The 26578-nt window shown below is 63.1% G+C and carries 25 protein-coding genes and 1 pseudogene; 10 read left to right on the top strand and 16 right to left on the bottom strand.

The features are described from left to right. The first annotated feature begins 52 nt into the window (after positions 1-52). Positions 53-1447 carry a VOC family protein gene (locus tag ABRP30_RS00790; RefSeq protein WP_267820085.1) on the top strand — a complete coding sequence of 465 codons (1395 nt, stop codon included), beginning with the start codon at positions 53-55 and terminating at the stop codon, positions 1445-1447. 84 nt (positions 1448-1531) lie between these two features. On the opposite strand, the gene ABRP30_RS00785 is transcribed toward ABRP30_RS00790, so the two are convergent. The 3 genes and pseudogenes from ABRP30_RS00785 to ABRP30_RS00775 all read right to left on the bottom strand — a co-directional run bounded on the left by ABRP30_RS00785 (position 1532) and on the right by ABRP30_RS00775 (position 4592). Further along, positions 1532-2218: a methyl-accepting chemotaxis protein gene (locus tag ABRP30_RS00785; RefSeq protein ID WP_372490518.1), complete on the bottom strand. Its 687-nt coding sequence runs from the start codon at positions 2216-2218 to the stop codon at positions 1532-1534. A gap of 219 nt (positions 2219-2437) precedes the next feature. Beyond that, positions 2438-3430, bottom strand: a pseudogene (locus tag ABRP30_RS00780) (Cache 3/Cache 2 fusion domain-containing protein); the annotation flags it as partial. A gap of 235 nt (positions 3431-3665) precedes the next feature. Then, complete coding sequence (locus tag ABRP30_RS00775) at positions 3666-4592, bottom strand: LysR substrate-binding domain-containing protein (RefSeq protein WP_267820081.1); 927 nt, start codon at positions 4590-4592, stop codon at positions 3666-3668. Positions 4593-4743: 151 nt separating this feature from the next. On the opposite strand from ABRP30_RS00775, the gene ABRP30_RS00770 reads away from it, so the two are divergent. Next, on the top strand, positions 4744-6132 hold the full coding sequence (locus tag ABRP30_RS00770) for a NorM family multidrug efflux MATE transporter (protein ID WP_349975601.1): 1389 nt from the start codon (positions 4744-4746) through the stop codon (positions 6130-6132). A gap of 96 nt (positions 6133-6228) precedes the next feature. Here the strand turns inward: ABRP30_RS00770 and ABRP30_RS00765 are convergent, their stop codons facing one another. Both ABRP30_RS00765 and ABRP30_RS00760 read right to left on the bottom strand, forming a co-directional pair. After that, complete coding sequence (locus ABRP30_RS00765) at positions 6229-7896, bottom strand: bifunctional diguanylate cyclase/phosphodiesterase (protein WP_267820079.1); 1668 nt, start codon at positions 7894-7896, stop codon at positions 6229-6231. After that, positions 7853-8065, bottom strand: a complete 213-nt coding sequence (locus ABRP30_RS00760; protein ID WP_267820077.1) for a hypothetical protein — start codon at positions 8063-8065, stop codon at positions 7853-7855. The genes ABRP30_RS00765 and ABRP30_RS00760 overlap by 44 nt, the downstream gene beginning before the upstream one ends. A 128-nt stretch (positions 8066-8193) precedes the next feature. Here ABRP30_RS00760 and rep point away from each other — a divergent pair, with 128 nt between their 5' ends. Then, a complete protein-coding gene (gene rep, locus ABRP30_RS00755) occupies positions 8194-10203 on the top strand; it encodes a DNA helicase Rep (protein WP_241804952.1) in 2010 nt (669 codons plus the stop codon). A gap of 63 nt (positions 10204-10266) precedes the next feature. Next, complete coding sequence (locus ABRP30_RS00750; RefSeq protein ID WP_241804951.1) at positions 10267-10839, top strand: xanthine phosphoribosyltransferase; 573 nt, start codon at positions 10267-10269, stop codon at positions 10837-10839. Positions 10840-10920: 81 nt separating this feature from the next. On the opposite strand, the gene ABRP30_RS00745 is transcribed toward ABRP30_RS00750, so the two are convergent. The 5 genes from ABRP30_RS00745 to dadA all read right to left on the bottom strand — a co-directional run bounded on the left by ABRP30_RS00745 (position 10921) and on the right by dadA (position 16577). Next, a complete protein-coding gene (locus tag ABRP30_RS00745; protein WP_349975600.1) occupies positions 10921-12780 on the bottom strand; it encodes an acetyl-CoA hydrolase/transferase C-terminal domain-containing protein in 1860 nt (619 codons plus the stop codon). 118 nt (positions 12781-12898) lie between these two features. Beyond that, positions 12899-13303: a cytochrome c5 family protein gene (locus tag ABRP30_RS00740; RefSeq protein ID WP_267824149.1), complete on the bottom strand. Its 405-nt coding sequence runs from the start codon at positions 13301-13303 to the stop codon at positions 12899-12901. 154 nt (positions 13304-13457) lie between these two features. Continuing rightward, positions 13458-14006: a cupin domain-containing protein gene (locus ABRP30_RS00735; protein ID WP_241804949.1), complete on the bottom strand. Its 549-nt coding sequence runs from the start codon at positions 14004-14006 to the stop codon at positions 13458-13460. Positions 14007-14116: 110 nt separating this feature from the next. After that, positions 14117-15190, bottom strand: a complete 1074-nt coding sequence (alr, locus tag ABRP30_RS00730) for an alanine racemase (protein WP_349975599.1) — start codon at positions 15188-15190, stop codon at positions 14117-14119. Positions 15191-15275: 85 nt separating this feature from the next. After that, on the bottom strand, positions 15276-16577 hold the full coding sequence (gene dadA, locus ABRP30_RS00725) for a D-amino acid dehydrogenase (protein ID WP_241804947.1): 1302 nt from the start codon (positions 16575-16577) through the stop codon (positions 15276-15278). Positions 16578-16730: 153 nt separating this feature from the next. Here dadA and dadR point away from each other — a divergent pair, with 153 nt between their 5' ends. Next, positions 16731-17219, top strand: a complete 489-nt coding sequence (dadR, locus tag ABRP30_RS00720) for a transcriptional regulator DadR (protein WP_003258963.1) — start codon at positions 16731-16733, stop codon at positions 17217-17219. Between the two features lie 2 nt (positions 17220-17221). Here dadR and ABRP30_RS00715 read toward each other — a convergent pair whose 3' ends face one another. Further along, positions 17222-17575 carry a YkgJ family cysteine cluster protein gene (locus ABRP30_RS00715; protein WP_349975598.1) on the bottom strand — a complete coding sequence of 118 codons (354 nt, stop codon included), beginning with the start codon at positions 17573-17575 and terminating at the stop codon, positions 17222-17224. A gap of 132 nt (positions 17576-17707) precedes the next feature. Here ABRP30_RS00715 and ABRP30_RS00710 point away from each other — a divergent pair, with 132 nt between their 5' ends. After that, positions 17708-19000 carry an FAD-binding oxidoreductase gene (locus tag ABRP30_RS00710; RefSeq protein WP_349975597.1) on the top strand — a complete coding sequence of 431 codons (1293 nt, stop codon included), beginning with the start codon at positions 17708-17710 and terminating at the stop codon, positions 18998-19000. Between the two features lie 41 nt (positions 19001-19041). Here ABRP30_RS00710 and ABRP30_RS00705 read toward each other — a convergent pair whose 3' ends face one another. Beyond that, on the bottom strand, positions 19042-19272 hold the full coding sequence (locus tag ABRP30_RS00705; RefSeq protein ID WP_241804944.1) for a DUF1127 domain-containing protein: 231 nt from the start codon (positions 19270-19272) through the stop codon (positions 19042-19044). A gap of 177 nt (positions 19273-19449) precedes the next feature. Here ABRP30_RS00705 and ABRP30_RS00700 point away from each other — a divergent pair, with 177 nt between their 5' ends. Continuing rightward, a complete protein-coding gene (locus tag ABRP30_RS00700) occupies positions 19450-20880 on the top strand; it encodes a PLP-dependent aminotransferase family protein (RefSeq protein ID WP_349975596.1) in 1431 nt (476 codons plus the stop codon). Between the two features lie 60 nt (positions 20881-20940). After that, positions 20941-22491 carry a phospholipase D family protein gene (locus tag ABRP30_RS00695; protein ID WP_349975595.1) on the top strand — a complete coding sequence of 517 codons (1551 nt, stop codon included), beginning with the start codon at positions 20941-20943 and terminating at the stop codon, positions 22489-22491. A 9-nt stretch (positions 22492-22500) separates the two neighbouring features. On the opposite strand, the gene ABRP30_RS00690 is transcribed toward ABRP30_RS00695, so the two are convergent. Then, the gene (locus tag ABRP30_RS00690; RefSeq protein WP_267820058.1) at positions 22501-23640 is read right to left on the bottom strand and encodes an MFS transporter; all 1140 of its coding nucleotides are present in this window, start codon (positions 23638-23640) and stop codon (positions 22501-22503) included. Positions 23641-23742: 102 nt separating this feature from the next. Beyond that, positions 23743-25236, bottom strand: coding sequence for an aldehyde dehydrogenase (locus tag ABRP30_RS00685; protein WP_349975594.1), 1494 nt, complete (start codon positions 25234-25236; stop codon positions 23743-23745). Between the two features lie 196 nt (positions 25237-25432). Between ABRP30_RS00685 and ABRP30_RS00680 the strand changes: the two genes are divergently transcribed. Both ABRP30_RS00680 and ABRP30_RS00675 read left to right on the top strand, forming a co-directional pair. Next, on the top strand, positions 25433-25792 hold the full coding sequence (locus ABRP30_RS00680; RefSeq protein WP_241804939.1) for a cupin domain-containing protein: 360 nt from the start codon (positions 25433-25435) through the stop codon (positions 25790-25792). Between the two features lie 95 nt (positions 25793-25887). After that, positions 25888-26088: a hypothetical protein gene (locus ABRP30_RS00675; protein WP_267820053.1), complete on the top strand. Its 201-nt coding sequence runs from the start codon at positions 25888-25890 to the stop codon at positions 26086-26088. A gap of 78 nt (positions 26089-26166) precedes the next feature. On the opposite strand, the gene rpmG is transcribed toward ABRP30_RS00675, so the two are convergent. Together rpmG and rpmB are read right to left on the bottom strand one after the other, a co-directional pair. Continuing rightward, positions 26167-26322 carry a 50S ribosomal protein L33 gene (gene rpmG / locus ABRP30_RS00670; protein ID WP_003253507.1) on the bottom strand — a complete coding sequence of 52 codons (156 nt, stop codon included), beginning with the start codon at positions 26320-26322 and terminating at the stop codon, positions 26167-26169. A gap of 10 nt (positions 26323-26332) precedes the next feature. After that, positions 26333-26569: a 50S ribosomal protein L28 gene (gene rpmB, locus ABRP30_RS00665; protein ID WP_012312138.1), complete on the bottom strand. Its 237-nt coding sequence runs from the start codon at positions 26567-26569 to the stop codon at positions 26333-26335. Positions 26570-26578 lie beyond the last annotated feature (9 nt).

Genomic DNA, 26578 nt, shown 5'->3' with positions numbered 1-26578 from the left:
AGTGCATTCCCAGCTTTCATGTAAGCGTCCGAACCCAACCAGGAAGCTAGCGATGCCCGCCCACGATTTCGTCAGCCCCGACAGCATCCGCGCGCAGTTCTCTGCCGCCATGTCGCTCATGTACAAACAGGAAGTGCCGCTGTACGGCACGCTGCTGGCGCTGGTGAGCGAAATCAACCAGCAGGTCATGGCCCAGCAGCCTGAGGTGGCCCAGGCGCTGCGCTGGACCGGCGAGGTGGAGCGCCTGGACCAGGAGCGCCACGGCGCCATCCGGGTCGGCACAGCACAAGAGCTGGCCACCATCGCCCGGTTGTTCGCGGTGATGGGCATGCAGCCGGTTGGGTACTACGACCTCAGCAGCGCAGGCGTGCCCGTGCACTCCACCGCGTTTCGCGCCGTGCACGAACAGGCACTGCACATCAGCCCGTTCCGCGTCTTCACCTCGCTGCTGCGCCTGGAACTGATCGACGATCCCGCACTGCGTGAGTTGGCACAGAGCCTCCTGGCCAAACGCAAGATCTTCACCGCCCGCGCCCTTGAGCTGATCACCCAGTGCGAGCGCGATGGCGGCCTGAACGCGACCGACGCCGAGGCGTTCGTGCAGGAGGCCCTGCACACCTTCCGCTGGCACCAGGAGGCTACGGTTACCGCCGAGCAGTACCAGCAGTTACACGACCAGCACCGCCTGATCGCTGACGTGGTGGCGTTCAAGGGCCCGCACATCAATCACCTGACCCCGCGCACCCTGGACATCGATGCGATCCAGTTGGGCATGCCGGCCAAAGGTATCCCGCCCAAAGCCGTTGTCGAAGGCCCGCCCACTCGCCGCCACCCAATCCTGCTGCGCCAGACCAGCTTCAAGGCTCTGCAGGAGAAGGTTGCGTTCAGGGACCAGCACGGTAGCGAAGGCAGCCACACCGCACGTTTCGGCGAGATCGAGCAGCGCGGCGCGGCACTCACGCCCAAAGGCCGGCAGCTGTATGACACGCTGCTCGACGCTACCCGTGCAGCCTTGGGCGGCGCACCGGCAGAGGCCAATGCCGAGCGCTACATGGCACTGCTGAAAGAGCACTTTGCCGCGTTTCCGGATGACCTGGCACAGATGCGTGAGCAAGGGCTGGCGTACTTCCGCTATTTCGCGACCGAGAAGGGCATGGCCGCACGCGAGCAGGCTGAGCGCCCGACCACTCTGCAGGGCTTGATCGAGGCCGGCCATGTGCACTTCGAGGCGCTGGTCTACGAAGACTTCCTGCCAGTGAGCGCGGCGGGGATCTTCCAGTCCAACCTGGGTGACGATGCCCAGGCCGAGTATGGCAGCAACGCCAACCGCGAGGCCTTCGAAGCGGCATTGGGGCTGCAGGTACTGGATGAGCTGGCGCTGTACGCGCAGACTGAGCAGCGCTCGGTGCAGGCTTGTGCGCAGGCATTGAACCTGGAGTTGGTGTAAGCCTCAGGATTGCTGGGGGCGCGGTGCGCCCTTTGGCGACCAAGGCCGCGCCTACGAAGATCCGCAGGCGCGGCCCCGGTTTACTCAACGAAACCGGTCGACTTCCTGGCGCAACTGCGCCGCCAACCCTTCCAGCTCCTTGGCGGTAAAGGCCAGCTCATTGGCCACGTCACGCTGTTCGCTGTTGGCTTGGGCAATGCTCTGCAGGTTGCGGCTCAGCACCGTTGCGGTGCTGCTTTGCTCCTGGGTGGCAGTGCTGATCACCGTGAACTGCTCACCCGCGACACGGCTTTGCTCGTCAATGCGCGCCAGCGCTTCAGCCACCTTGTCGTTGCGTGCCAGGCCTTCCTGCATCAACTGGTTGCCCTGCTCCAGGGTGCTGATGGCATGGCCAGTCTGCTGCTGGATACTGGCGATCATCCCGGAGATTTCATCCGTCGCTTGACGCGTACGCGCCGCCAGGCCACGAACCTCGTCAGCCACCACGGCAAATCCACGGCCCTGCTCGCCCGCCCGCGCCGCTTCGATGGCCGCGTTGAGCGCCAACAGGTTGGTCTGTTCGGCAATGGCGGTAATCACCCCGACAATGCCCCCGATTTCCTGGGAGCGTGCACCCAGTGTGTCCATCACCGTTGCAGTGCCACCCAGGGCCTCGGCGATCTGGCGCAACGAACTCGACGCTTCATCCATCGCGCTACGGCCGATGCGGGTCTGCTGGGCATTGTCACGGGCCATGCGCTCGGTGCCCGCCATGTTGTCAGCGATGTTCATCGAGGTAGCGCTGAACTCCTCTACCGCACCGGCCATGCTGGTGATTTCGCCGGACTGCTGGTCCATGCCTTCGCAGGCACCGGCCGACAGGCCAGACAGCGAGCGGGCACGGCTGCTGACTTGCTCGGAAGCCCCGCGAATGTGTTCGACCATGGTCGCCAACGCTTCGCCCATCTTGTTGAAGCTGCGTGCCAGTTGGCCGATTTCGTCATGGCTGGTCACGGCCAGGCGGGCGCTCAGATCGCCTGCGCCCAGTGCCTCGGCCTGGCGCACCAGGTCATCCAGCGGGCGCAACTTGCGGCGTAACAGCCACAGCGTGGCGGCCACTGCCAGCAGCATCGCCAGCAAACTGCCGATGGCCAGGCGCAAGCCAACGCTCCAGGTCACCGCACGGATCTCCTCCAGGGGCATGCTGGCGACTACCGTCCAGGGGCCTTCGGCAAAGGGTGCAGAGGCGCTGTACAGAGGCTGGTCGGCATTGGCTGGGGGCACCAGCCACTTGCCTTGCTCGTCGCGCAAGGCCAGCGAGCCGGTATCGCCAATCCGGAAGCGCTTGAGGTTGGCGAACTGCGCGTTTTGCGCGTCGGTATAGTCAAAGCCAACGAACAGCACCGCGATCACCCGCCCATTGCCATCGGTCACTGGCACATAACGGGTCATGTAGTTGCGCTCGAACAGCAGGGCACGGCCGACATAAGTCTGCCCTGCCATCAGTTTTGCGTAGGCCGGGTGCTGGCGGTCGAGCTGGGTGCCGATGGCCCGGCTGCCATCCTGTTTCTTCAGGTTGGTGCTGATGCGTACGAAGTCGTCGCCACTGCGCACGAACAGGGTCGCTACACCTGCGGTCAGCTGCTGAAATTCATCGACCTGGTGGAAGTCGTTGTTGAGCAGTTGATCACCCAGGTACAGCGCCGGCGTGGGCTGGCCGGCCACCTGCACGGTTTCACCGGCATGCAGCGACAGCCCCGAAGCGAAGCGGCGCTCGAACAGGCCGCTCAGGCGCTGGGTGTTGTCCTTGAGCGAACCATGGAAGGTGTCGAGCTGGTCGGCCAACAGCCGCGCTTCACTGGCCAGGTGTTCCTGGCGAGTGGTGAGGTTGGCGTCGTCCAGGGAACGCAGGGCGAACAAGGTACTGCCGGTAATCACCAGCGCCAGCACGATGGCGAGAGCGATACCAAGCTGCGAGGCGATTCGGGCACGCGGTTGAGACATGGGGAGCTCCTGGCAGGCGGCCCGGATCATCCTGATCACCCCGACCACCTGCTGTTATCAACGGAGAGTCGCGCCCTCTTCCGGGACGCTGGTGCAACTAGATCGGCGTCGCTGGCGAATACTTGAGTGTCGGGCCGGGATATTCGCAAACGTTTTCCACTGCTGTACCGGCGCTAATCACTGGCAAGCTGGCCCCCACCGGCTGGACTGCCGGAAATGGAGCCGGCGCAGGCAATCAGACGGCCGGCAGTATTTGCACAGCCGGCAGGCTCACCGCCGCGGCCTCTTCCTGCAGAAATACACTCAACCGCCGCAACCGCTCCCCGCCCGGCCGGGTTCTCGGCCAGACCAGGTAGTAATCCATGCCACTGGGCACCGCCGTCGGCCATGGCAGGCTCAAACGACCCTGCGCAACATCCTCGGCGACCATCAGCAGGTCACCCATGGATATCCCGTAGCCACGGGCCGCCGCAATCATCCCCAGCTCCAAGGTGTCGAACACCTGCCCACCCTTGAGTGAAACGCTATCAGCCAGCCCCATGCGCTCCAGCCATTCTCGCCAGTCACGCTTGTCGGGGGTCGGGTGCAGCAGCTCGATGCCGGCCAGCCTGCGCTCGTCCAAAGGGCCTTCCTTGAGCAGGTCGGGTGCGCCCACCGGGATCAGTAGCTCGGAAAACAGCCGGCGTACCTCCCAGTCCGGCGGAAAAGCGCCATCACTGAGCAATACCGCGCAGTCGAAAGGTTCCTGGTTGAAGTCCACGTGGTCGACATCCATCCAGGCGCTGGTCAACTGCACTTCATTGCCCGGCTGCAAGTGCCGGAACTGGCTCAGGCGCGCCAGCAGCCAGCGCATGGTCAGCGTCGACGGCGCCTTCATGCGCAGTATGTCGTCCTCACCGCGCAAGGTGTCGCACGCGCGCTCCAGCGCGGCAAAGCCCTCACGCACGCCGGGCAGCAGCACCCGGGCGGCCTCGGTCAATTGCAGGCTGCGGCCGCTGCGGATGAACAGGCGACAGGCAAAGTGCTCCTCCAAGGTACGGATGTGGCGGCTGACCGCACTCTGGGTGATCGACAGCTCCTGGCCGGCACGGGTGAACGAGCTGAGCCGGGCGGCGGCTTCGAATGCGCGCAGCGCATACAGCGCAGGCAGCTGACGGGACATATGGCACCTGCTTACGGGGGCACAAAGGGGATGCATGGAATCATATATGCATGAGTTCAACTCATGCCAATCATCGTTTTTATCCTTTTGTGCAAAGTTGACCGAAGCCTCAGAATCGTCCCTCGCTCACAGAGTCAGAAGGACCACCCCCATGCACGTCGCGCCCACTAAAGAACTCAAGGCTTTGCTGCGCCTGGCCGGGCCGCTGGTTGCCTCGCAGTTGGCGCACATGCTGATGGTGTTGACCGACACCCTGATGATGGCCCGCATCAGCCCCCAGGCCTTGGCCGGCGGTGGGCTGGGGGCTGCGAGCTATTCGTTCGTGTCGATCTTCTGCCTGGGGGTGATCGCTGCAGTCGGCACGCTGGTGGCGATCCGCAAGGGCGCCAATGACATCGAAGGCGCCACCCGGCTGGCGCAAAACGGTTTGTGGCTGGCCTGGGGGCTGGCGCTGGTGGCCGCGCTGGCGTTGTGGAACCTCAAACCGGTGTTGCTGCTGTTCGGCCAACAGCCTGAAAACGTCGCCTCGGCCACCGAATTCCTCACCCTCTTGCCACTGGCGCTGCCGGGCTACCTGACCTTCATGGCCCTGCGTGGCTTCACCAGCGCCCTGGGCCGCTCGACCCCGGTGATGGTCATCAGCCTGATCGGTACGGTGCTCAACTACCTGTTCAACGTCGCGCTGATCGAAGGCATGTTCGGCCTGCCCAAGCTTGGGCTGATGGGCATCGGCCTGGTCACCGCCTTGGTGTCGATGGGCATGGCCATCGCGCTGGCCTTGTACATCCGCTGGCACCCGGCCTATGCCGCCTACCCGCTGCGCAAGGGCCTGTCGCGCCCTTCGCTGCCGGCCTTGCGCGAGCTGTGGCGCCTGGGCTTGCCGATCGGGGGCACCTACATGGTGGAGGTCGGCCTGTTCGCTTTTGCCGCCCTGTGCATGGGTGTACTTGGCAGCACCGAGCTTGCGGCCCACCAGATTGCCCTGCAGATCGTTTCTACCGCATTCATGGTGCCGACCGGGCTTTCGTATGCGGTGACCATGCGCGTAGGGCTGTATTACGGTGCCGGCAACCTGCCGGCGGCGCGCAGTGCCGGGCGGGTAGGCATCAGCTTTGGCGCGCTGATCATGTTCGCCTTCGCGGCACTGTTCTGGCTGCGCCCGGAGATGCTGGTGAGCCTGTTCATCGATGGTAATGATCCAGCGTTTGCGCCGATCTACCAGCTGGCAGTGAGCTTGCTGATGGTGGCGGCCTGGTTCGAGCTGTTCGATGGTGTGCAGACCATCGCCATGGGTTCGATCCGCGGGTTGAAGGATGCCAAGACCACCTTCCTGATCGGCCTTTGCTGCTACTGGCTGGTCGGAGCGCCAAGTGCGTGGTTGCTGACCTTCAACCTGGGTGGCGGTGCAGTCGGTGTGTGGTGGGGGCTGGCATTGGGGCTGGCGTGTGCTTCGGTGGCGCTGACCCTGGCCTTTGAGTGGCGGATGAAGCGGATGCTGGGCAAGGCGGGAGCGGGTGCACAGGCCGCTGCTTCCGCCTGACGCTGGGCCACATCGCCGGCAGGCCGGCTCCCAAAGGTGAAGCGCAGACCTGAAGAACCAGGCAGTCGCGGGAGCTGGCTTGCCAGCGATACGGCGCTAGAGCACTTGCGTCAGCTTGCGCTCACACGCCTGCCGCAGGTACGCCACCAGCTCATCCACCGGCAGTGGCTTGCTGACCAGAAACCCCTGCACCTGGTCACAGCCGAACTCGCGTAGCAAGGCCATCTGCTCAGGGCTTTCAACGCCCTCGGCCACTACCTCGAGGTTGAGATTGTGCGCCAGGTTGATCATCGCGTGCACCAGCTTGCGGTTTTCCTCGCGCATCTCCATTTCGGCGACAAAGCTGCGATCGACCTTGAGCAAGGTGATCGGCAGGCTGTTCAGGTGCACGAAGGATGAGAAACCGGTGCCGAAATCGTCGAGCGAGAAGCGCACGCCAAGGCGCCCCAGAGCATCCATGGTCTGGCGGACCAGCTCATTGCGGCGCATCACCGCCGTTTCGGTCAGTTCGAACTCCAGCCAGCGGGCGTCGACGCCATGTTCGATGATCAGCCGGCTCAGGGTCGCCAGCAGCTGGCTGTCCTGGAACTGGCGAAAACTCAGGTTGACCGCCATGTGCAGGGGGGCCAGGCCGCTCTCGCGCAAGGCCTGCATGTCACGCAGGGCACGGGAGATAACCCAGTAGCCCAACGGCACGATCAACCCGCTCTGCTCGGCCAACGGCACGAACTCGCTCGGCGGCAACAGGCCGCGCTCGGCATGACGCCAGCGCACCAGCGCCTCAAGGCCGACGATGCTGCCATCGCCCAGGTTCAGCCGTGGCTGGTAGTGCAGCTCCAGCTCATCACGACGCAGGGCCCTGCGCAGTTCGCCTTCCAGGTCGGCGAGGCTGCGGGCGTTGCGGTTGATTCGCTCATTGAACACATGGAAGGTACAGCCCTGGCTGCTTTTGGCCTGGCGCATGGCGATATGTGCATGCCACATCAATGGGTCGGCGCCGCTTTGCGCGCGGGCATGGGCAAGGCCCAGGCTGCAGCCAAGCAACAGGCTTTCGCCGTCGATCCAGTAAGGCTCGGCCAGGGCTTCGACGATGCATTCGGCGATGCGTTCGGCGCGGCCGTTGTCGCGGCGGGTGTCGATCAGCAGGGCAAATTCATCACTGCCCAGGCGCGCCAGCTGGTCGCCGGCCGCCAGTTGCTGCTTCAGGCGTGACACCACCTGCAGGATCAGCCGGTCGCCACCCTGGTGGCCGAGGGCATCGTTGACATGACGAAAGTTGTCCAGGTCCAGGTGCCCAAGGGCTACTCCGCGCCCGTCGTTCTCAGCCAGCCGGGCGGTCAGCAGGGCCTGGAAACCCTGGCGGTTGGCGATGCCCGTCAGCGGGTCCTGCTCGGCCAGGCGCTGCAAGGTGGCCACCAGCACGCCACGTTCGCGTACGTGGCGCAAGGAACGGCGAAGCGCATCGGTATTCAACTGGCTGCGCACCAGCCAGTCGCTGACGCCTGTGGGTGGGGTCAGCGGCTCCTCGTCCAGCAACAAGATGGTCGGCAGCTCGCAACGCCCCGGCGCAGGTTGCAGGGCCTGGGTGGCCAGGATCACGGCCTGGCGGTCTTGGCTGAACAGGCTGTCCACTGCAGCCCAGTTGGGCGCAGTCAGCAGTACCGCTGTACCGTTCAGCGGCAGCAGGCATTCGCGCAACAAGGCGGCCCATTCCGGCTCATCAGCCAACAACAGCAAACGCAAAGGTTCGACAGGCGTGGACAAGCGGGCTCCTTAAAGCGAGGACGGTGGCAAAAGGGTGGCCGGGTATGCTACTGGATAAATGAAAATGATTTTCACTTTTAGACACATCCTTGCCCACAGTGCGTCCCGACACATTTTGACGTGCATCCTGCTCGAAAGCGGTTAAACCAGCAAATACGATTTTTTCCATGAATAGCATGAGCCTGACTAATGCTATACGCGACACAAAGTCTGACTCAGACGTCAGACGGTCGCGCCACAATGGCCCCATGCCTGTTAGAATGCGCGGCTATTTTCTGGCGACCCCCGGTTTCTAGCATGTCCCGACTCAATCCCAGGCAACAGGAAGCCCGTGACTACGTCGGCGGCCCTCTTTTGGTGCTCGCCGGTGCAGGCTCCGGCAAGACCAGCGTGATCACGCGCAAGATTGCCCACCTGATCCAGAACTGCGGCATCCGTGCCCAGTACATCGTCGCGATGACCTTCACCAACAAAGCTGCGCGCGAGATGAAGGAGCGGGTCGCCACCCTGCTGCGCCCGGGGGAAGGCCGAGGCCTGACGGTGTGTACCTTCCACAACCTGGGCCTGAACATCATCCGCAAGGAGCACGACAAGCTGGGCTACAAGCCGGGCTTTTCGATCTTCGACGAGTCCGATATCAAGGCGCTGCTGTCGGACATCATGCAGAAGGAGTATTCCGGCGACGACGGCATCGACGAGATCAAGAACATGATCGGTGCCTGGAAGAACGACCTGATCCTGCCCGCCGAAGCCCTGGAAAAAGCGCGAAACCCACGCGAGCAGACCGCCGCCATCGTCTACACCCATTACCAGCGCACGCTCAAGGCGTTCAACGCGGTGGACTTCGACGACCTGATCCTGCAGCCGGTCAAGCTGTTCCAGGAGCACCCCGAAGTGCTGGAGCGCTGGCAGAACCGCGTGCGCTACCTGCTGGTGGACGAATACCAGGACACCAACGCCAGCCAGTATCTGCTGGTGAAGATGCTGATCGGCATGCGCAACCAGTTCACCGTGGTGGGTGACGATGACCAGTCGATCTACGCCTGGCGTGGTGCGCGCCCCGAGAACCTGATGCTGCTCAAGGAAGACTACCCTTCCCTGAAAATCGTCATGCTCGAACAGAACTACCGCTCCACCAGCCGCATCCTGCGCTGCGCCAACGTGCTGATCGCCAACAACCCGCATGCCTTCGAGAAGCAGCTGTGGAGCGAGATGGGCGTGGGCGACGAGATCCGTGTGATCCGCTGCAAGAATGAGGACGCCGAGGCCGAGCGTGTGGCCATGGAAATCCTCACCCTGCACCTGCGCACCAACCGCCCTTACAGTGACTTCGCCATCCTGTACCGCGGTAACTACCAGGCCAAGCTGATCGAGCTGAAACTGCAGCACCATCAGGTGCCGTATCGCCTGTCGGGCGGCAACAGCTTCTTCGGCCGCCAGGAAGTCAAGGACCTGATGGCCTACCTGCGCTTGCTGGTGAACCCGGATGACGACAACGCCTACCTGCGGGTGATCAACGTACCGCGCCGCGAGATCGGCTCGACCACCCTGGAAAAGCTCGGCAACTACGCGACCGAACGGGGCGTCTCGATGTATGCCGCCAGCGAGGAACTGGGCTTGGGCGAGCACTTGGACGCGCGTTATACCGAGCGTCTGCAGCGTTTCAAGCATTGGCTCGACGGCGTGCGCCACAAAGTCGCCCTGGAAGACCCGATCGCCGCGCTGCACGAGATGATCCGCGACATCGACTATGAAAACTGGATTCGCCAGCAAACGGCCAGCGACAAAGCCGCTGAGTTCCGCATCAGCAACGTCTGGTTCCTGGTAGAAGCACTGAAGAACACCCTCGAGAAGGACGAAGAGGGTGACATGACCATCGAGGACGCCATCGGCAAGCTGGTGCTGCGCGACATGCTCGAGCGCCAGCAGGAAGAGGAAGAAAACGCCGAGGGGGTGCAGATGATGACCCTGCACGCGTCCAAAGGCCTGGAATTCCCGTACGTGTTCATCATGGGCATGGAGGAGGAAATCCTCCCCCACCGCTCGAGCATCGAAGCCGACACCATCGAAGAGGAACGCCGCCTGGCCTACGTGGGCATTACCCGCGCCCGCCAGACCCTGGCCTTCACCTTCGCTGCCAAACGCAAGCAGTATGGCGAAATCATCGACTGCACGCCCAGCCGGTTTCTCGACGAACTGCCGCCGGACGACCTGGCCTGGGAAGGCCTGGACGATGCGCCAGTGGAAGTCAAAGCCGCGCGTGGCAACAACGCACTGGCCGATATCCGGGCAATGCTCAAACGCTGATCAACCATTACTCTTTAACTCTGCCGCTCTTTGCGGCCACCTTTGCTACATCGGAGATACACAGTGGAAGCACTGCAGCAGAAGATTCGCGACGAAGGCATCGTGCTTTCCGATCAGGTTCTCAAAGTCGATGCGTTTCTCAACCACCAGATCGACCCTGCGCTGATGCAGCTGATCGGTGACGAATTCGCTCGCCTTTACGCCGATGCCGGTGTGACCAAGATCGTCACCATCGAAGCCTCGGGCATTGCGCCGGCGGTGATGACTGGCCTGAAGCTGGGCGTTCCGGTGATCTTCGCGCGCAAGCATCAGTCCCTGACCCTGACCGAAAACCTGCTGACGGCCTCGGTGTATTCCTTCACCAAGCAGACCGAAAACACCGTGGCTATCTCCCCGCGCCACCTCAACAGCAGCGACCGCGTGCTGGTGATCGATGACTTCCTGGCCAACGGCAAAGCCTCCCAGGCGCTGATCTCGATCATCAAGCAAGCCGGTGCTACCGTTGCCGGCCTGGGTATCGTCATCGAGAAATCGTTCCAGGGTGGCCGTGCCGAGCTGGATAGCCAAGGTTACCGCGTTGAATCCCTGGCCCGGGTGAAGTCGCTGGAAGGTGGCGTGGTCAGCTTCATCGATTGAGCCTGTACCGGCCTCATCGTCGCCAAGCCGGCTCCCAAAGGAGCTGGCTTGCCGGCAGTCCGCTGCAAAGCAGGCCCGTAATTATCGCGTAGCCGCCAACCCTGCCAAAACCAACCGCTGATACAGCTCTTCCTTCAGCCCTCGCGGCTCATCGAGCTGCATGCGCGCCAACTGCGCCGCATACCCCTCCGGCCCCGGCGCATCCAGCGCTGCCTTGCCCAGCTCCAGCACCTCGCTCAACCTGAACTTGCTTTTGAGCCAGCCCAGCGCCCGCAGCAAGTCCCGTTCCTCGGCAGTGAAATCAGTCCCCAACGGGTACTCAGGGAACAGCCGTGCATGCCGCGCCCTGATCTGCTCAAGTCGCTCAGGCGTGTTGTCGGTAAACCGCGCATCGAGTTGAAAGTCTTTTGCGAGCTTGCCTGCCTGCTTGGCCTGTTCGATCAGCTCGCCCTGGAATCTGGAGTCGGTGATTGCCAGTAGCCGGGCGATCACTTCGCTGTCGGTCTGCCCCCGCAAGTCGGCAATGCCGTACTCGGTCACCACGATGTCACGCAAGTGCCGGGGGATGGTGCAGTGGCCGTAGGCCCAGAGCAGGTTGGAGCTGACCTCGCCCCCCGCCTCACGCCAACTGCGCAGCAACAGGATGGATCGCCCGCCCTCCAGCGCGTGGCCCTGTGCGACGAAGTTGTACTGCCCGCCCACGCCGCTGAGCACGCGGCCACTTTCCAGCTGGTCGGCTACCCCCGCGCCGAGCAGGGTCATGGTGAACACTGTGTTGATGAAGCGGGCATCACGCCGCTGGCGACGCTTCAGTTCTTCCTGGCCATACAGCTCGTTGATGAAGCTGATACGCGTCATGGCAAACTGCGCGCGCTGCTCCAGTGGCATCTCCCGCAAGCGTTGATAGAACGCCTGCGGGCCAAGGAAGAAGCCGCCATGTACCAGCACGCCTTGCTCGTCAGCCGGGCGCCGCACCACCCCGGCTTCGGCCAGCGCCAGCAGGCCGTTGACGAACATCTCACTGCACCCATAGAGGCCTTGGGCGAACGCATCCAGCCCGCCCTCACGCTCGATCAGGGTGTGCCAGGGCCCTACATCCAGCTCACCCATCAATGCCCGATACCCAGGGTTGTCGCCTTGGCGCGCCAGCAACGCAGCGGTCACGGCATCACCCATGGCGCCAATGCCGATCTGCAGGGTGCCGCCATCGCGCACCAGGGTGCTGGCATGCAGGCCGATGCAATGGTCCTGGGTGGTTACCGGCATGTTCGGTGTGGAAAACAGCCGACGCTGTTCCACCTGATCGATCAGCAGGTCGAACGCCTCCATGCCCAACTCCGAATCGCCTGGCATGTAGGGCAGCTCGGCATGCACCTGGCCGAGCATGAGGATGGTTTCGCCGGCCTCGCGGCGCTTGGCGATCATCGGCAGCAGGTCGAGGGTGATGTCGGGGTTGCAGGCCAGGCTCAAGTGCACCGGCCTTTCTGGCGTGGCGGCGACCAATTGCGCGATCAGGTTCAGGCCCTTGGCGTTGATGTCGCGGGCTGCGTGGCTGTAGTTGCTGCTAACGTAGTCTTGCTGCGCGCAATCACTGTGCAGCAGGCCGCCGGGCTGCATGAAGAACTGCTCGACGCGGATGTTCGGCGGCAGCTGGTCGTTGCGCAGGTCGGCCAGATAGGTGAGCTCCTGGTAATCGGCGAACACACGCCCGACGAAGGGCTCGAGGAAACGTCGTTGCAGGCCGTCGCCCAAGGGTGGGCGGCCAAGCGACAAAGCCGTGTAGATCGTCAAGCGGCGCTCTGGCAGGTCACGCACCCGGGCGTACAACGCATTGACGAAGGCATTGGGTTTGCCAAGCCCCAGCGGCAGGCCCATGTGAATGTGGGCGGGCAAGCGTGACAAGACCTGCTCGACTGCCTGGTCGATGGAGCAGAGGTGCATCTTGGCCTCCTGAGTCTTCCGTAGGTTCAGGGGTTGGACAGGTATCGACAGCGGTTCGTTGCCTGCGCAAAGACAAAGCCCGCCATGGAAGGCGGGCTATCGGCAATTCAACGCTGGCTCAAAGCCCGGACATCTTCTGGATGGCGGCCTTGAGGTCTTCATCCGAGCAATCGGCGCAGGTGCCCTTGGGGGGCATGGCATTGATGCCGGTTATGGCCTTGGCAAGGATCCCATCGAGGCCGCCCTGGTGGTCGGCACGTTCTTTCCACGCGGCGGTGTCGCCAATTTTCGGCGCGCCGAGCAGGCCGCTGCCATGGCAGGCGTTGCAATGCTTGGCGATGACTTCATCCGGTGTCTTGGCACCGCCACCGCCAGCCGAAGCGGCCACCTCCATGCCCTTGCATTCCTGGCCCTGGACGCACACCTGACCCACCGGCTCGAGGCGTTTGGCAATGTCATCATTGGTCGCAGCGGTTGCGCTCATTGCCCAAAGGGCGAATACGGCTGCTGGTACGGCCAGCATCTTCTTGATTTGGTTCACGCGAACACCCTCATGGTGGCTAATCACGCCCGCGGCCACGGTAATGCGAGCGTTGAAAAGTATAGCGGGAACCCACAAGCCGTGAAACGACCCTACTCAGGAAAGGGGTATTGCCGAATCAATGCACTGCGCTGGATCAAAAGTTCGAGGGCGTTGCCGCGCTGATCAGTCGGGCCGGCTCATCGAACGGGTTGCGAAAACGGTGCGGGCGGGTGCTCTCGAAGTAGTAGCTGTCACCTTCTTCGAGGATGAAGGTCTCGGTGCCTACCACCAGTTCCAGCCGGCCCTCCAGGAGGATGCCGGTCTCTTCGCCATCGTGGGTGAGCATCTCCGCTCCGGTGTCGGCACCCGGCGGGTAGACCTCGGTAAGGAAGGCGATCGCGCGGTTGGGATGCGACTTGCCTACCAGCTTCATGGTCACCGCGCCGTCGGAAATGTCGATCAGCTCGTGGGCCTTGTAGACAATCTGGGCCTGGCTTTGCGCTTCCAGTTCCACGGAGAAAAACTCGACCATGGACATGGGGATGCCGCTAAGCACCTTGCGCAGCGAACTGATCGAGGGGCTCACACTGTTCTTCTCGATCATCGAGATGGTGCTGTTGGTCACGCCCGCACGCTTGGCGAGTTCACGCTGGGACAGGCCCTTGAGCTTGCGGATGGCTTGCAGTCGTTCGCCGACGTCCAAAGCTGGAGCCTCCTGAAACGGTGAGATGGCGGGGTGAATGTGAACGATATCATGGCAATGCCGTTCAGTATTTACAACACACCGCCCCTCAGGCTGTCCGCTTCAGCGTGTCATTCGCCGACGTAGTCCAGTGGCACGCGTTTGAGGTTGCAGAAGATCTGGTAGGGGATGGTCCCTGCGTGCATGGCGACGTCACTGGCCAACACGTGCTTGCCCCACAGCTCGACCGGGCTGCCGATGGTCGCTTCGGGCACGTCGGTCAGGTCGATGCACAGCATGTCCATGGAAACCCGGCCAATCAGCTGGCTGCGCTTGCCGGCGACCATCACCGGGGTACCGGTCGGGGCCTGGCGGGGGTAGCCATCGGCATAGCCCATGGCAACGACACCCACCCGGCTGGGGCGTTGGCTGATGAACTTGGCGCCATAGCCTACGGGCTCGCCAGCGGGCAGTTCCCGCACACTGATCACCTGCGATTGCAGGGTCATTACCGGCTGCAGGCGCTCGGCCTGGGCTTGCGCCACGTCGAACGGGGTTGCGCCATACAGCATGATGCCAGGGCGCACCCAGTCGCTGGGGGCATGAGGCCAGGCGAGCACGCCGGGCGAGTTGCGCAGGCTGCATTCGGCAGCCAGCCCCTGCCGGGCGGCCTCGAACACGGCGATCTGTTGCTCAGTGGCATCGGCATCCAGTTCATCGGCACGGGCGAAATGGCTCATCAGCACGATGCGCGCAACCTTGCCGCTGGCCAGCAGGCGCTGGTAAGCGTCGTGATAGTCCTTGGGGTGCAAGCCGACACGGTGCATGCCGCTGTCGAGCTTGAGCCAAACGGTCAATGGCTTGTGCACGGGGGTATTTTCGATGGCCTCCAGCTGCCACAGCGAATGCACCACGCACCACAGGTCATGCTCGGCGATCAGGGAAAGCTCGCTGGCTTGGAAAAAGCCTTCGAGCAGCAGCATCGGCGCCTTGATGCCTGCCGCACGCAACTCCAGCGCCTCTTCGATGCACGCCACGGCAAAGCCATCGGCTTCGGCCTCCAGTGCAAGGGCGCAACGCACGGCACCGTGGCCATAGGCGTCGGCCTTGATCACGGCGAGGGCTTTGGCGCCGGTCAGTTCACGGGCAAGGCGGTAGTTGTGACGCAGGGCTTGGAGGTCGATCAGGGCGCGGGCGGGACGCATGGCGGCAGCCTTATGGTGGTTCAGGTTGAAAACAGTGTTGAACCCATCGCCGGCAGGCCAGCGATGGGCCGGTGACGCCAGGCGATTACTGGTGCACTGGCGCCGTATGGCCTTGCTTGGCGGCTTCCCGGGTGTTGCCATAGCGTGAAATATCCAGCCCTTCAGCGCTGATTTGCGGCTTTTTGCGCGCAATCAGGTCAGCCAGCAGACGCCCGGAACCACAGGCCATGGTCCAACCCAGCGTACCGTGGCCGGTATTGAGGAACAGGTTTCGGAACGCGGTAGCCCCCACGATCGGGGTGCCGTCCGGGGTCGCCGGGCGCAGGCCGGTCCAGAAACTGGCCTGGCTCAGGTCACCGCCGCGAGGATAAAGGTCGTTGACGATCATCTCCAGTGTTTCGCGCCGGCGCGGGTTCAGCGACAGGTCAAAACCGGCGATCTCAGCCATGCCACCGACACGGATACGGTTGTCGAAGCGGGTGATGGCGACCTTGTAGGTCTCATCGAGAATGGTCGAAGTAGGCGCCATGTCGGCGTTGGTGATCGGCACGGTCAGCGAATACCCCTTGAGCGGGTAGACCGGTGCTTTGATGCCCAGCGGTTTGAGCATCTGCGGCGAGTAGCTGCCCAGCGCCAGCACGTAGCGGTCGGCGGTTTCAAGCTTGCCGTCGACCCATACGCCATTGATTCGGTCACCGGCGAAGTCGAGGCGCTGGATGTCCTGACCGAAGCGGAATTCGACACCCAGCTTGAGGGCCATGTCAGCAAGCCTGGTGGTGAACAGCTGGCAGTCGCCGGTCTGGTCGTTGGGCAGGCGCAGGGCACCGGCGAGAATGTCCTTGACCCCTGCCAGGGCGGGCTCGACACGGGCAATGCCATCACGGTCCAGCAGCTCATAGGGCACGCCCGACTGCTCGAGCACAGCGATGTCCTTGGCAGCAGCATCGACCTGAGCCTGGGTGCGGAACAGCTGGGTGGTGCCCAAGGTGCGGCTTTCGTAAGCGATACCGGTTTCGGCGCGCAGTTCGTCGAGGCAATCGCGGCTGTACTCAGACAGGCGCACCATGCGCTCCTTGTTCACTGCATACCGGCTGGCGGTGCAGTTACGCAGCATCTGCGCCATCCACAGGTACTGGTCGACGTCGCCGGTCAGCTTGATGGCCAGTGGCGCGTGGCGCTCCAGCAGCCACTTGATGGCTTTGAGCGGCACGCCTGGGGCGGCCCAGGGCGAGGCGTAGCCGGGCGAGATCTGGCCTGCGTTGGCGAAGCTGGTTTCCATCGCCACCGCCGGTTGGCGATCGACCACAGTCACTTCAAAACCTTGCCGGGCCAGGTAATAGGCACTGGCGGTTCCGATTACACCGCTACCAAGTACCAGAACTCGCATCGTTGATCCCTCGCACGCGGCGCACCGCATTTTTGTTGATATGGCATGGATGCGCGCAGTATAAAAATTACAGGCCAGTGCAATTCACTATATAAAAGCCTATATTTGGCGAGAATTCTCGGCAAAAACGCCTTTCACGGAGGGGCATCCCCTATGAGAACCCAGCACCAGAGCAAGCGTGAACTGGACAAGATCGACCGCAACATCCTGCGGATCCTGCAGAATGACGGGCGCATTTCCTTCACCGAACTGGGCGAGAAAGTCGGGCTTTCCACCACCCCTTGCACCGAGCGCGTGCGCCGCCTGGAGCGGGAGGGCATCATCATGGGCTACAACGCCCGGCTCAACCCTCAGCACCTGAAGGGCAGCCTGCTGGTATTCGTGGAGATCAGCCTGGACTACAAGTCGGGCGACACCTTCGAGGAGTTCCGCCGCGCGGTACTCAAGCTGCCCCACGTACTGGAATGCCACTTGGTGTCGGGCGATTTCGATTACCTGGTCAAGGCACGTATTTCGGAGATGGCTTCATACCGCAAGCTGCTTGGCGACATCCTGCTCAAGCTGCCGCATGTGCGTGAATCCAAGAGCTACATCGTGATGGAGGAGGTGAAGGAAAGCCTCTGCCTGCCGATCCCGGATTGACGCTAGACCAGCACCTGCCGGGTGGTGGCGATGAACCGGTGGACGAGCTCCTCGGCCTGCGGCTCGATCATCTGTTCCGGGCCACGGCCGCGTGGGCAGGCCATGCGCGCGGTGGTGCCGAACAGGCGGCAGATCATCGGCCGCTCTTCGTAGACGGTGCAGCCATTGGGCCCCAAGTGCACACAGTCCAGGCGCTCCAGTGCCGCATCCTGCTCAGCCTGTGACTTGCGCGGCAGGCGGGCCATCTCCTCGGCAGACGTGGTTACCGGGCCGCAACAGTCGTGACAACCGGGCTCGCATTCGAAGGAAGGGATGAGTTCACGCAGGAACTGGATCTTGTGGCGGTTGCAGGACATGGTGACAAACACATTGAAGATTGAGGCTCGATTATAGGCCTCATCGCCGGCTTGCCCAGAATGAGGCCGGTTGCCCGACCCCGAAAACCCGGCTTATCCTCCCTCCTCTGTCTCGACACCCAGGACCCGCCAATGATCCACAGCGCGCAGCACGCCGCCTCCTACTACGCCGCCAGCAGCGCGCCACACCCCGATCATCCGTACCTGCAAGGCGAGCACAGCGCCGACGTGTGCATCGTTGGCGGCGGCTACTCGGGCCTCAATACCGCCATCGAGCTGGCCGAACGCGGCCTGTCGGTGATCCTGCTCGAAGCGCGCAAGCTCGGCTGGGGTGCCAGCGGTCGCAATGGCGGCCAACTTATCCGGGGCGTGGGCCACGGCCTGGAGCAGTTCCGTGCGGTGATCGGTGACGAAGGCGTGCGCAGCATGAAGCTGATGGGCCTGGAAGCCGTGGACATCGTCCGTGAGCGGGTCGAGCGCCACGCCATCGCCTGCGACCTGACCTGGGGCTACTGCGACCTGGCCAACAAGCCCGGCGAGCTGCAAGGCTTCGCCGAAGATGCCGAAGAATTGCGCAGCCTGGGCTACCGTCACGAACTGCGTCTGGTGCACAAAGACGCTATCCACAGCGTGGTCGGCTCCGAGCGTTATGTGGGCGGCCTGATCGACATGGGCTCAGGGCACCTGCACCCGCTCAACCTGGCGCTGGGCGAAGCAGCCGTGGCCAGCCGCCTCGGTGTGCAGCTATTCGAGCAATCGCACGTCAGCCGCATCGAGTACGGCCCTGAAGTGAAAGTGCACACCGCCCAAGGCAGGGTGCGCGCCAAAACCCTGGTGCTGTGCTGCAATGCCTACCACAACGGCCTGAACCCCGAACTGGGCGGCAAGGTGCTGCCAGCAGGCAGCTACATCATCGCCACCGAACCGCTGGGTGAGGAACGCGCGCGCCAGCTGCTGCCGCAGAACATGGCGGTGTGCGACCAGCGCGTGGCACTGGACTACTACCGCCTGTCCGCCGACCACCGCCTGTTGTTCGGCGGTGCCTGCCATTACTCCGGCCGCGACCCACAGGACATTGCCGCCTACATGCAGCCGAAGATGCTCAAGGTGTTCCCGCAACTGGCCGATGTGCGCATCGATTACCAGTGGGGTGGGATGATCGGCATCGGCGCCAACCGCCTGCCACAGATCGGCCGCCTGGCCAGCCAGCCGAACGTCTATTACGCCCAGGCCTACTCTGGCCATGGGCTCAACGCCACTCACCTGGCAGCGCGCCTGCTGGGTGAAGCCATCAGCGGCCAGCAAAGCGGGCGCTTCGACCTGTTCGCCAGGGTGCCACACATCACCTTCCCTGGCGGCAAATACCTGCGCTCGCCGCTGCTGGCGTTGGGGATGCTCTGGCACAGGCTCAAAGAATTGGCCTGAAACCTGAGCGGTCCAGCAAGGACCGCGCAGGGTCATGCAGGTCAGTCTTTCCAGAAGGGTTTACGCCCTTCGCTCAGGGCCTGCTCCCAGCTCAGCCCAACATCGCGCAGCTCGGCATCAGTCAACTGCAGCAACGCCCTGCGGGTGTGCCAGCGATGCAGCATCAGGCCCCAGCGCCCCATCCCTTGCGGGGCGTTGAACACCTTGGCCTGCTGCCCGGCTTCCAGCTCCCTGGCCAACAATTGCAAGCGCACATCGCTCATCCCGCCCATCGCTGCGTTCTCCCGTTCAGTGGTTACGTGGAGAAAGCATGCGCGTTGCCAGCACCAGCAATACAGATTCAATACACTCTTATTATTCCCATACAGAATTGGCCAATTTCTGCCTGAATGCTGTATTTTCAGCGCAACTGTACTGGTCGGGCGGGCAATCGCCCACAGGAGTATGCCGTGACGCTCTACCTGAACCTCGCCGAGCTGCTCGGCACCCGTATCGAGCAGGGCCTCTACCGCCCCGGCCAGCGCCTGCCATCGGTGCGCGCCCTGAGCGTGGAGCACGGGGTCAGCCTGAGTACGGTGCAGCAGGCCTACCGCCTGTTGGAAGACAACGGCATGGTTTCGCCACGTCCCAAATCCGGCTACTTCGTCAACGACCATCGCCGCCTCGCCGCACTGCCCGCCGTCAGCCGCCCGGCCCAGCGGCCAGTGGACATCTCGCAGTGGGAACAGGTCCTGGAGCTGGTACGCAGCACGCCTCGTCAAGACGTCATACAGCTCGGCCGCGGCATGCCCGACATCGACAGCCCGAGCCTGAAGCCCCTGCTGCGCAGCCTGGCCCAGCTCAGCCGGCGCCAGGACATGCCGGGGCTGTACTACGACAACATCCACGGCAACCTCGCCTTGCGCGAGCAGGTTGCCCGCCTGGTGCTGGACTCGGGCTGCCGCCTTGGCCCGGCGGACCTGGTGGTGACGACCGGCTGCCACGAGGCGTTGTCGTGCAGTATCCGCGCAGTCTGCGAGCCGGGCGACATTGTCGCGGTAGATTCGCCGAGCTTCCACGGCGCCATGCAAACCCTCAAAGGCTTGGGCATGAAGGCGTTGGAAATCCCTACCGACCCTATCACCGGCATCAGCCTGGAAGCGCTGGAACTGGCACTTGAACAGTGGCCGATCAAGCTCATCCAGATCACGCCAAGCTGTAACAATCCGCTTGGCTACATCATGCCCGAAGCGCGCAAGAAGGCCCTGCTGAACCTGGCCCAGCGCTACGATGTCGCCATCCTCGAAGACGATGTGTATGGCGACCTGGCCTACACCTACCCTCGCCCGCGCACCCTCAAGTCGTTCGACGACGACGGTCGCGTGCTGCTGTGCAGTTCGTTCTCCAAGACGCTCGCCCCGGGCCTGCGCATCGGCTGGGTGGCGCCAGGGCGCTATCTGGAGCGGGTGTTGCACATGAAGTACATCAGCACCGGCAGCACGGCCACCCAGCCGCAGCTGGCGATCGCCGATTTCATCGCCAGCGGCCACTACCACCCCCATGTACGGCGCATGCGTAGCCAGTACCAGCGCGGCCGCGACCTGATGAGCGACTGGGTAAACCGCTACTTCCCGCCTGGCACACGCGTCAGCCGGCCTCAGGGCGGCTTCATGCTGTGGGTGGAGCTGCCAGAACATTTCGACACGCTGCGGCTGAACCGCGCTTTACTGGAACAGGGCGTGCAGGTTGCCGTGGGCAGCATCTTTTCGGCCTCTGGCAAGTTCCGCCACTGCCTGCGGATGAATTTTGCCGCGCGGCCAACCCCGCAAATCGAGGACGCGGTGCGCAAAGTGGGGGAAACCGCCCTTCGTCTACTGGATGAAAGTCACACCGACGGGTAACTTTGCGCCGCCCTTGACGGTCCTACCTCTCAAGCCCTTGCCGCACAGGACGATCCACCTTTGAGACTCCAGCGAGCTCTGCCCCTGCTGCTGGCGCTGCTAGGCCTTGCAGGCTGCGCCAGCGTCGGTACACCCCGCGAGACCAGCCAGGCATTGCCGGCCAAAGATTCAGCTTTCGGCCGCTCGGTATTGCGCCAGGCCGCACCCTATGAGGGACGGTCCGGTTTCCGTCTGCTGCCCAACAGCAACGAGGCCTTCCGTGCCCGCGCCGAGCTGATCAGCAACGCCCAGGCCAGCATCGACTTGCAGTACTACATCGTCCACGACGGCCTGAGCACCCGCGCCCTGGTCCATGAACTGCTGCGCGCGGCCGATCGGGGCGTACGCGTGCGCATTCTGCTCGACGACACCACCAGCGATGGCCTGGACACCATCATGGGCACCCTGGATGCCCATCCGAACATCCAGATCCGTGTATTCAACCCCCTGCACCTGGGCCGCAGCACAGGGGTGACGCGGGCGTTCGGGCGCCTGTTCAACCTGTCGCGCCAGCACCGGCGCATGCACAACAAGCTGTTCCTGGTGGACAACAGCATGGCCATCGTCGGCGGGCGCAACCTGGGCGATGAATATTTCGATGCCGAGCCCAACCTGAATTTCACTGACATCGACATGCTCGGCGTGGGCCCGGTGGCCGAGCAGCTCGGGCACAGCTTCGACCAATACTGGAACAGTGCCCTGAGCAGGCCTGTCACTGACTTCCTCTGGCAACTGCCGGATGCCGCCGACCTTGCCGCCAGCCGCCACCGCCTGGAAGTGTCCCTGGCCGAGGCGCGGGTCCAACGCAAGGCGCTGTATGACCGCCTGATGGCCTACCAGTCAGAGCCACGCCTGGATGTTTGGCGTAATGAGCTGATCTGGGCCCACAGTCAGGCCTTGTGGGACGCACCGAGCAAGGTGCTGGCAGACGACGAGCCGGATCCGCAGCTGCTGATGAGCCAGCAGTTGGCCCCTGACCTGGCCAACGTGCATCACGAGTTGATCCTGGTTTCGGCCTATTTCGTCCCTGGCGAGCCGGGGCTGCTGTACCTGACCGGCCGTGCGGACGCCGGTACGTCGGTCAAGCTGTTGACCAACTCACTGGAGGCCACCGATGTACCGGCGGTGCATGGCGGGTATGCACCCTACCGCCGGGCGCTGCTCGAACACGGCGTGCAGCTGTTCGAGTTACGCCGCCAGCCGGGCGACCCCAGTGCCGGACGCCTGAGTTACCAAGGCGGTTCGGATTCCAGCCTGCACAGCAAGGCGATCGTGTTCGACCGGCGCAAGACCTTCATCGGCTCGTTCAATTTCGACCCGCGTTCGGTGCTGTGGAATACCGAGGTCGGGGTGCTGGTGGACAGCCCGGAGCTGGCCGAATACACCCGCGAGCTGGCCGTTCAGGGTATGGCGCCAGCGCTCAGTTATCAGGTCAGGCTCGAAAATGACAAGCTGGCCTGGGTGACCGAGGACAACGGCCAACTGCACACCCTGACGGCAGAGCCCGGCGGGCTCTGGCGGCGGTTCAATGCGTGGATCAGCAAGGCCGTCGGGCTGGAGAAAATGCTCTAGCCCAAGGCTTCAGGCGGCGGCGGGCTCGAAGGCACCGCGCCGCTGGGTCAACACCACCAATCCGGCCGCCCCAATTGCCATCAGCAGCGGCAAGGCATGGCCACTGAGCCACTGGCTACCAGCACCTGCCAGCAACGGCCCCAGCAGGCAGCCGATACCCCACAGCTGCGCCACATGGGCATTGGCCCGCACGAGGGCATCATCCCGGTACCGCTCGCCGATCAGTATCAGCGACAAGGTGAACAGGCCACCGGCACTGGCACCGAACAGCACCCACAACGGCCAGATCGCCGGCGTGTGCAAAAGCAACGGAATCGCCAGGCTGGAACACAGCAAGGTCACCGCACAAGCGGTGAACAGTGCGCGCCGCGACATGTGGTCGGCCAAGGCGCCAATCGGCAATTGCAGCACCGCGTCACCCACCACCACGGTACTGACCATGAACAGCGCCAGCTCGGTGGTGAAACCCTGCTGCAGGCAATACACCGGCAACAGGGTGAGGATCATCGCCTCGAAGGAAGCGAACAGCGCGATGGCCCAGGCGATCACCGGCAGTCGGCGACAGAAGGCGAACAGGTCGCGGAAGGTAACGCTGCAGGCCTCGGTACTCGGTGCGCCGCCACGGCCCAACAGCAGCAAGGGCGATAGCAGTAACAGGCCAGTCGCAGCCCAGAAGCCAAAGTCATCGTCGGAGCCGAGAAAGCCCAGTACCAGTGGCCCGGCCAGCTGGCTCAAGGCGTAGCTGCTGCCATACAGCGCCACCAGGCGCCCACGCCACTGCTCCACCACCAACTGGTTGATCCAGCTCTCGCCAAGGATGAACACCACGGTCAGCGACATACCGATCAGCAAGCGTAGCGCCAACCACAGCGGATAGCTCGGCAACACCGCCAGCAGGCCAATCGATAACGCCCCGCCCCACAGGCACAAGCGCATGGCCGCAGGCACGCCGACCCACCCGGCCAGGCGGCTGGCCAGGCTCGCACCGAGCAGCACACCCAGCGCCGGCATAGCCGCCATGACGCCGATGGCGAAGCTGCCGTAGCCCCAGGCCTCCAGCCGCAGGGACACCAGCGGCATGCTCACGCCGAGCGCGAGCCCGACGCTCAGCACCGATGCCAGCACGGCAAAGTAGGTTCCCCAGCGCATAGCAGCCTCCCAGGCAGAATTCTTGAATAGCAGAAACGACACAGCCGGGACGGCGTGAACCGGCCCGGCTGTCGTTGGGGCTGTGGCGCAGCCCCTGTGGATTTACAGCTTGATCCAGGTCGCCTTCAGCTCGGTGTACTTCTCCAGCGCATGCAGCGACTTGTCACGGCCGTTGCCCGACTGCTTGAAGCCGCCGAACGGCGCGGTCATGTCGCCGCCATCGTACTGGTTGACCCAGACACTGCCCGCGCGCACGGCACGGGCGGTCTTGTGGGCCTTGGAAATATCCGAGGTCCAGATACCAGCGGCCAGGCCATAGGGCGTGTCGTTGGCAATGGCGATGGCTTCTTCGGCGGTATCGAAGGCGATGACCGACAGCACCGGGCCGAAAATTTCTTCCTGGGCGATCTTCATGGCGTTGGTCACGCCGTCGAAGATGGTCGGCTCGACATAAGTGCCGCCCGTTTCTTCCAGGGTGCGCTTGCCACCGGCCAGCAACTTGGCGCCGTCCTTGTGGCCGGCGTCGATGTACGACAGCACGGTATTCATCTGCTGGGTGTCGACCAGCGCACCGACGGTGGTCTGCGGGTCCAGCGGGTTGCCTGGCTTCCAGCCCTTGAGCGCTTCAACCACCATGGGCAGGAACTTGTCCTTGATCGAACGTTCGACCAGCAGGCGGGAACCGGCAGTGCAGACTTCGCCCTGGTTGAAGGCGATGGCACTGGCGGCAGCTTCGGCAGCGGCCTGCAGGTCCGGGGCGTCGGCGAAGACGATGTTCGGGCTCTTGCCGCCGGCCTCCAGCCAGACGCGCTTCATGTTCGACTCGCCGGCGTACACCATCAGCTGCTTGGCGATCTTGGTCGAGCCGGTGAACACCAGGGTATCGACGTCCATGTGCAGGGCCAGGGCCTTGCCGACGGTGTGGCCGTAGCCTGGGAGCACGTTCAGCACACCGGCCGGGATGCCGGCTTCGATGGCCAGCTGGGCGATGCGGATAGCGGTCAGCGGCGACTTCTCGGATGGCTTGAGTACCAGCGAGTTACCGGTGGCCAGGGCTGGAGCGATCTTCCAGCAGGCCATCAGCAGCGGGAAGTTCCACGGTACGATGGCACCGACCACACCCACTGGCTCGCGGGTGACCAGGCCTAGCTGGTCATGCGGGGTGGGGGCAACTTCGTCGTAGACCTTGTCGATGGCTTCGGCGGTCCAGTGGATGGCATTGGCCGCACCTGGCACGTCGATGCTGGAGGAGTCGCCGATCGGCTTGCCCATGTCCAGGGTTTCCAGCAGCGCCAGCTCTTCGACGTGCTTGCGCAGCAGGTCGGCGAAGCGGATCAGCTTGGCTTTGCGCTTGGCCGGAGCCAGCTGCGACCAGACGCCGGAATCGAAGGTTGCACGGGCGTTTTCCACCGCGCGGTTGGCATCGGCCAGGTCGCAGCTGGCAACCTTGGCCAGGAAGCGTCCGTCGACCGGGCTCAGGCAGTCGAAGGTTTCACCGGATGCGGCGTCGGTGTATTCGCCGTTGATGAAGGCACGCCCTTCGATCTTCAATTGCTGGGCACGTTGCTCCCAGTCTGCACGAGTCAGGGTGGTCATACGAAACTCCTCCTCTTGTTTAGGTGCAACGCCGCACTGAGGACTCACAGGCGTTGTCAGAATTCTGGCCGGGCGACAAGCGCACACTGGCAAGCGATACCCTAAACCAGCCAGTGCAAACTATCAATATATTTGACACATGAGGCTCAAAAGCCTACTGATGTGCATTTTATTAAACAAAAATAGGAGCCGCACCATGAACATCGCCAACATCATCGACTTCGCCCAGGTCCTCACCGAGGCTGAACGCTACCGTCCCGCGGCAGAAAAAATCCTCAAGGGCGAGCCAGACCAGGCTGTCTACAACCACTATTCCAGCCCGTGCGGGCAGTTCGCCGCAGGTGTCTGGGAAGGTGAAGTGGGGCAGTGGACGGTGAACTACACCGAGCATGAATACTGCGAGATCGTGCAGGGCGTTTCAGTATTGCGCGACCCGGATGGCGGCGCCAAGACCCTGCGTGCCGGTGATCGGTTCGTCATCCCGGCTGGCTTCCAGGGCACCTGGGAAGTGCTGGAGCCGTGCCGCAAGATTTATGTGATGTTCGAGCAGAAATGATTGCGACGCCGGCGTGGTGATTAACTACCACAGCCCGGCAAGCCAATGGCGTGATCCTTGATGCGTCCAATTCGGGACAATTCAAGGAGAACACCATGACTAGCGATATCCTCGACCGTGCTCGTCACGTGATTGGCTCGCAGTATGTAGAAAGCGTCAAACCCTACATTCTCGAACTTACTGGCCTGCTGAGCGCCGCCGGCCCACGCGACGTCACCACCTTGGACATACGCTCCGACCGGGTGATGATCAGCGTCGATGCCAACGGCACCATCGACGGCCTGCGCATCAGCTGATATCCACTGCTGTTGGCATCCACGTAAAAAAAAACCCGCGTCCTTTCGGATGCGGGTTTTTTTCAGGTCGCCGATCAATTACTTGATCTTGGCTTCCTTGTACACCACGTGCTTGCGAACAACGGGATCGTATTTCTTGATCTCGATTTTGTCCGGGGTGGTGCGCTTGTTCTTGTCGGTGGTGTAGAAGTGGCCAGTGCCAGCACTCGAAACCAGACGGATCAATTCACGCATGACGTTCTCCTTAGAACTTTTCGCCGCGAGCACGCAGCTCGGCCAGCACTACGTCGATACCACGCTTGTCAATGACGCGCATGCCTTTGGCAGAGACGCGCAGACGCACGAAACGGTTCTCGGATTCAACCCAGAAACGGTGGTGCTGCAGGTTCGGCAGGAAACGACGACGGGTTTTGTTGTTTGCGTGGGAAATGTTGTTCCCGGTTACTGGACCCTTACCAGTAACTTGACAGACTCTCGACATGACTCAGCC

The organism is Pseudomonas sp. WHRI 8519 (genome assembly GCF_040224055.2).
Classification (GTDB): Bacteria; Pseudomonadota; Gammaproteobacteria; order Pseudomonadales; family Pseudomonadaceae; genus Aquipseudomonas; species Aquipseudomonas putida_X.
This window is presented reverse-complemented; position numbering and strand designations above follow the sequence as displayed.

Coding starts and splice junctions, on each gene's coding strand:
- rpmB (WP_012312138.1), bottom strand. CDS start 26,569: ATGTCGAGAGTCTGTCAAGTTACTGGTAAGGGTCCAGTAACCGGGAAC.
- ABRP30_RS00790 (WP_267820085.1), top strand. CDS start 53: ATGCCCGCCCACGATTTCGTCAGCCCCGACAGCATCCGCGCGCAGTTC.
- ABRP30_RS00775 (WP_267820081.1), bottom strand. CDS start 4,592: ATGTCCCGTCAGCTGCCTGCGCTGTATGCGCTGCGCGCATTCGAAGCC.
- ABRP30_RS00740 (WP_267824149.1), bottom strand. CDS start 13,303: ATGCTGGCCGTACCAGCAGCCGTATTCGCCCTTTGGGCAATGAGCGCA.
- ABRP30_RS00680 (WP_241804939.1), top strand. CDS start 25,433: ATGAACATCGCCAACATCATCGACTTCGCCCAGGTCCTCACCGAGGCT.
- dadR (WP_003258963.1), top strand. CDS start 16,731: ATGAGAACCCAGCACCAGAGCAAGCGTGAACTGGACAAGATCGACCGC.
- alr (WP_349975599.1), bottom strand. CDS start 15,190: ATGCGTCCCGCCCGCGCCCTGATCGACCTCCAAGCCCTGCGTCACAAC.
- ABRP30_RS00685 (WP_349975594.1), bottom strand. CDS start 25,236: ATGACCACCCTGACTCGTGCAGACTGGGAGCAACGTGCCCAGCAATTG.
- ABRP30_RS00715 (WP_349975598.1), bottom strand. CDS start 17,575: ATGTCCTGCAACCGCCACAAGATCCAGTTCCTGCGTGAACTCATCCCT.
- ABRP30_RS00710 (WP_349975597.1), top strand. CDS start 17,708: ATGATCCACAGCGCGCAGCACGCCGCCTCCTACTACGCCGCCAGCAGC.
- ABRP30_RS00745 (WP_349975600.1), bottom strand. CDS start 12,780: ATGCACCTCTGCTCCATCGACCAGGCAGTCGAGCAGGTCTTGTCACGC.
- ABRP30_RS00785 (WP_372490518.1), bottom strand. CDS start 2,218: ATGAACATCGCTGACAACATGGCGGGCACCGAGCGCATGGCCCGTGAC.
- ABRP30_RS00690 (WP_267820058.1), bottom strand. CDS start 23,640: ATGCGCTGGGGAACCTACTTTGCCGTGCTGGCATCGGTGCTGAGCGTC.
- dadA (WP_241804947.1), bottom strand. CDS start 16,577: ATGCGAGTTCTGGTACTTGGTAGCGGTGTAATCGGAACCGCCAGTGCC.
- rpmG (WP_003253507.1), bottom strand. CDS start 26,322: ATGCGTGAATTGATCCGTCTGGTTTCGAGTGCTGGCACTGGCCACTTC.
- ABRP30_RS00705 (WP_241804944.1), bottom strand. CDS start 19,272: ATGGGCGGGATGAGCGATGTGCGCTTGCAATTGTTGGCCAGGGAGCTG.
- ABRP30_RS00675 (WP_267820053.1), top strand. CDS start 25,888: ATGACTAGCGATATCCTCGACCGTGCTCGTCACGTGATTGGCTCGCAG.
- ABRP30_RS00760 (WP_267820077.1), bottom strand. CDS start 8,065: ATGGAAAAAATCGTATTTGCTGGTTTAACCGCTTTCGAGCAGGATGCA.
- rep (WP_241804952.1), top strand. CDS start 8,194: ATGTCCCGACTCAATCCCAGGCAACAGGAAGCCCGTGACTACGTCGGC.
- ABRP30_RS00770 (WP_349975601.1), top strand. CDS start 4,744: ATGCACGTCGCGCCCACTAAAGAACTCAAGGCTTTGCTGCGCCTGGCC.